We start from the raw sequence: 4,501 nt of genomic DNA, 5'->3' as shown, positions 1-4,501 counted from the left end.
AGATATATCCCCTGCGCATCGCACGCAGCGCATAGTGATAATTTTCACTTTCTGCCGGATAAGACGACGCGCCTGGTTTTGCCCACGCCGGCAGTGCTTCCTGAATATATTCAGGAACCACCGCATAACGTACGGGCAGTAATGCCGGTCCCTGTGACATACAGTCACATTTATGATTTGTCATTTCAGCCAACCCGATAAATTGCGCAGAATTTCCTGCGTTCGCGCCAGCTCACTTTTTTGCTGCAGATAGTTATGAAGCGGATATTTTTTATTGCTGCTTTCGAGGCTTCTGCGCAACCCGTCCGAAAATTTCAGTTCTTTTTTCATAAGTTATCCATACCGTTAAGAACCATTCAACATCCGTATTAATAATAAAAAAAACAATGTGTCCCCCCTGAATAATCAAAGGGGGTACCTTTGCGCAGAGGGTTTGGCGGGCTCCCCGTTCGCTTCCACTCTTTTTTTCGCCGTTTATGGAGCGTTTCCAGGTTAATATCCGCCTCGTTTTCCCAGCCCAGCAGGGTGAATATCTCCTCTGACAGCGTTTCTTCCGGTAACGGTTTATGTTTGTAAATTGACCACGCCGCAGGAAGCAGACACATCACCAGCAGAAAAACTATTGTGCCTGCTATAAATATATAGAATATAGGATCGTAAAATGATGCCATACCATCGCAACACAGCAATGTTATAAGGACAACTGCCAGGCACAAATAGCAAACCCGTAGCGGGATGCGCACTGCCGCCCGGCGCGCCTGCTTCTTCCCCCGGTAACACCCCGGCGTCATACACAGGGACTGCTCCTCCGGCTTGTGGATGGCATACACCAGATACTCCTCGCCAACCGGTGCCACCAGCAGTTCCACCTCCTCCCCTTCATAGCACCAGTGACATCCCAGCCAGCCGGAAAAACGCCTGCCGTTAATACGTCCGGTCAGATACCAGGCTCCGCACAACGGCCTGTCATAGTCCTGCAGCAGGGCCGAGGCTGTCCCTCCCGAGCCGCTGGCCGCCCAGACCACCGCCGATGCCGCCATCTTCTTTTTATACCGGGCGTAGTAGGCGCTTCCTTCCGGATAGGACAGAACGTCGAAATGCTGCACTACTCGCCGCTGCGTCAGTTTTTCAATAACGCCCCGAACCTTAATCAGCGGCGCCGGAGGCGGCAGCACCGGGTCCGGCGGGGCGTTTTTCAGCACTTCCAGCAGCTCTTTCTCTTTCAGGCGAAAATGTGCCAGCCATTTTCCTTTTTCATTTCTGGCCTCAATATTGCGCAGAATTTCCTGCGTTCGCGCCAGCTCACTTTTTTGCTGCAGATAGTTATGAAGCGGATATTTTTTATTGCTGCCTTCAAGGCTTCTTCGCAACCCGTCCGAAAATTTCAGTTCTTTTTTCATAAGTTATCCATACCGTTAAGAACCATTCAACATCCGTATTAATAATAAAAAATGCCTGCTCTTATTCCTGAATGATCAAAGGGGGTACCTTTGCGTAGAGGATTTGACGGGATCCCCGTTCGCTTCCACTCTTTTTTTCGCCGTTTATGGAGCGTTTCCAGGTTAATATCCGCCACGTTTTCCCAGCCCAGCAGAGTGAATATCTCCTCTGACAGCGTTTCTTCCGGTAACGGTTTATGTTTGTAAATTGACCACGCCGCAGGAAGCAGACACAACCCCAATGACATAAGACAAAACACAGCCAACATCATGTAAAATTCCGGATCAGAAAATGCCTCCCATCCATTATGAATATGTATAACTGCAGGAGTCACTACTGCCAGGCTCAGATAGCATACCCGCAACGGGATACGCACTGCCGCCCGGCGCGCCTGGTTCTTTCCCCGGTAACACCCCGGTGTCATGCACAGGGACTGCTCCTCCGGCTTGTGGATGGCATACACCAGATACTCCTCGCCGACCGGGGCCACCAGCAGTTCCACCTCCTCCCCTTCATAGCACCAGTGATACCCCAGCCAGCCGGAAAAACGCCTGCCGTTAATACGCCCGGTCAGATACCAGGCTCCGCACAACGGCCTGTCATAGTCCTGCAGCAGGGCCGAGGCCGTCCCTCCCGAGCCACTGGCCGCCCAGACCACCGCCGATGCCGCCATCTTCTTTTTATACCGGGCGTAGTAGGCGCTTCCTTCCGGATAGGACAGAACGTCGAAATGCTGCACTACTCGCCGCTGCGTCAGTTTTTCAATGACGCCCCGAACCTTAATCAGCGGCGCCGGAGGCGGCAGCACCGGGTCCGGCGGGGCGTTTTTCAGCACTTCCAGCAGCTCTTTCTCTTTCAGGCGAAAATGTGCCAGCCATTTTCCTTTTTCATTTCTGGCCTCAATATTGCGCAGAATTTCCTGCGTTCGCGCCAGCTCACTTTTTTGCTGCAGATAGTTATGAAGCGGATATTTTTTATTGCTGCTTTCGAGGCTTCTTCGCAACCCGTCCGAGAATTTCAGTTCTTTTTTCATAATTTATTCTTACAATATGTGAATACAACCATGTTGATATTTCTTAAATACCTTTATTGGAAAATATAAATCACTCTTATTTGCTGGAAGATTCTATTTTACGTAAGCATTCCGTCAGTGATTTTCCGCATTTCACTATAAGTTCTGCTTTTTTTTCTTCAGAACAGCTATCAATATCTATCGAAAATTTTTCACCAAACAGCGTGTTCTGCAACCAGATTTGAATTTCATCTTCAAAAAAATACTCTTTCAGAACATACTCTGCGACCACCAGAAGCAAAGCGAACTGCCAGGACGAGAGGGCGCCAATCCACTCAATACCCAGCGCATAAAATGCAGGTATCGCTGCGCGCCCCAGCCACATTTCCGTACTGCCGACAGTCGTACTCCAGCCAAATTTTGACATTAAAGCAGGCAAAACTTTGCCGCTGACTGAAATAATTGTCGTTATATCATTCAGTATTTTCCCAAAATATAACATTCCATATGACCAGCGTTTATTTATTGAATTTTCACCCTGCAAAAGATAGATGTCTGAAAAATCAGCCCCCAACGATGCAATAGCATTGAGCATCGCACAACTGGCACCTACCCATTTCAGTTTCGGAAATGATTCATCATCCTTTTTTATGACATCCATCATTTTACTGACAATATCAATCGCGCCTCCCGTGGTGGCAAATCCCACAGCGACCAGTTTGGCATAACCGGAAAAGTCATCACGTTTGAAATGATCTGCCTGGTTATATAGCTCCGTCATATTAAAAAAAAGCACCAAAAAATTGATGCTTGTCGCACGATAAGCATTTTTTTTCGCGCCCGTGATACTGAAGTCCGCAGTCGCCTTTTCCAGATCGGAAAACCGCACCTGAGCAACCTTTAAACGCCCTGACACTCTGTCTTTCTGAGGATTAATAAAGAGCATGTCGTTTATATAGTAACTACGCTCGGTCGCCCAGCCAAAATATTTACTCGAGAAAGACTTTATCTCCGCTACTGTTTTACCTGCTGAAAGAGAACAGAGTGTTTTAACGACAAGATCGTTTATAGTGTCCAGTTTCGGTCCCACACCCGAAACGGAAAATAAACGGGAACCCAGAGTTGCCATATGTTGATCAACTTGATACAGCACCCGCTTTGACCAGACTGCATCATTTCCAGGTGGCTCATCCAGCGCAGCTGTTGCTTTACTAAACCCTTCGAATAATTTAACCAGGTCGCCGGATTTTGACTCAAAAAATGCCAACAAACTTTGTTCTGTAACCGGCTGATTCCCCCCTTTGCGCACACTGGCAAGCAAAAGCTCGGCAACAGTTATTAACTCAGGTGAATTATAAAAATGAGTACGCCAGACGAGGTTGTTTTCATCAGTAGTAGAATAATCTTTTATCCAGTCATCCAGTAAACTCACACCAGATTTCGCCGCACCTAACCCAGACATTGCAAAAGCTGCTATCTCACGAAAATGCAAATTATCCTGTGGAAGGTCAGAATAAAAGTCCTGCAGTGTACGAATAAAACCTGAAAATTTAAGCCATTGGCAGCGGAAATCAATTAGTACTTCGAGTTGTTTATCGATTTTGTGCGTCAGGTCTTCACCACATTTAATAAACGAATCCAGACGCTCTTGCTTTATTTTTCTTTTATATCTGCGCTGGCTATTTGCCACCCGCGAACTTTTCAGACTCTGCTCCTGTCTTTTCTTCGCCTGACGCTCGAATTCTTCCCGGCTTATAATATTCGTATTGCCTTTCCGCCCCTCGTTCCAGACATACATTCCATATGCGTAATCCATATCACGAGATGTTGAAAGTGAGCCACCCATTGCCGCGAGCTGCTGTTCCACATTCTGCTCAGCACTCTTTTTTATAATATTCTCAACACCATTAATCAGACTCTGGGTGCAGAACTCCGGAGCGCGTTCTTCACCAAATATCTTCGCCATCGCCAGGACATCATTCGTCCATCCCGTCAGCTCATGCGTTATCCCTGATGCATCATGCAGCGCCATCAGCAACGGCGTGACGG

The 4,501-nt window shown here is 47.7% G+C and carries 5 protein-coding genes; all 5 read right to left on the bottom strand.

Annotated features, from left to right (window positions below; translation table 11 throughout):
• Positions 1-160, bottom strand: a 160-nt coding sequence (locus NNO03_RS22805) for a toxin VasX (RefSeq protein WP_369124580.1), incomplete at its 3' end; no start/stop codon positions are given.
• Between the two features lie 20 nt (positions 161-180).
• The gene (locus NNO03_RS22320) at positions 181-330 is read right to left on the bottom strand and encodes a hypothetical protein (protein ID WP_271450595.1); all 150 of its coding nucleotides are present in this window, start codon (positions 328-330) and stop codon (positions 181-183) included.
• A 38-nt stretch (positions 331-368) separates the two neighbouring features.
• Positions 369-1,400, bottom strand: a complete 1,032-nt coding sequence (locus NNO03_RS22315) for a putative type VI secretion system effector (RefSeq protein WP_271450594.1) — start codon at positions 1,398-1,400, stop codon at positions 369-371.
• A gap of 38 nt (positions 1,401-1,438) precedes the next feature.
• Complete coding sequence (locus NNO03_RS22310; RefSeq protein WP_271450593.1) at positions 1,439-2,473, bottom strand: putative type VI secretion system effector; 1,035 nt, start codon at positions 2,471-2,473, stop codon at positions 1,439-1,441.
• A 76-nt stretch (positions 2,474-2,549) separates the two neighbouring features.
• Positions 2,550-4,501, bottom strand: a 1,952-nt coding sequence (locus NNO03_RS22305; RefSeq protein ID WP_271450592.1) for a T6SS effector BTH_I2691 family protein, incomplete at its 5' end; no start/stop codon positions are given.

Source organism: Citrobacter sp. Igbk 16 (assembly GCF_028069755.1).
Taxonomy (GTDB): domain Bacteria; phylum Pseudomonadota; class Gammaproteobacteria; order Enterobacterales; family Enterobacteriaceae; genus Citrobacter.
The sequence above is the reverse complement of the archived record's forward strand: the minus strand, read 5'-3'. Positions and strand labels throughout refer to the sequence as shown.

Bases quoted from the DNA above. Each gene is read 5' to 3' on its own strand.
- NNO03_RS22320 (WP_271450595.1), bottom strand. From the start codon at position 330: ATGAAAAAAGAACTGAAATTTTCGGACGGGTTGCGCAGAAGCCTCGAA.
- NNO03_RS22315 (WP_271450594.1), bottom strand. From the start codon at position 1,400: ATGAAAAAAGAACTGAAATTTTCGGACGGGTTGCGAAGAAGCCTTGAA.
- NNO03_RS22310 (WP_271450593.1), bottom strand. From the start codon at position 2,473: ATGAAAAAAGAACTGAAATTCTCGGACGGGTTGCGAAGAAGCCTCGAA.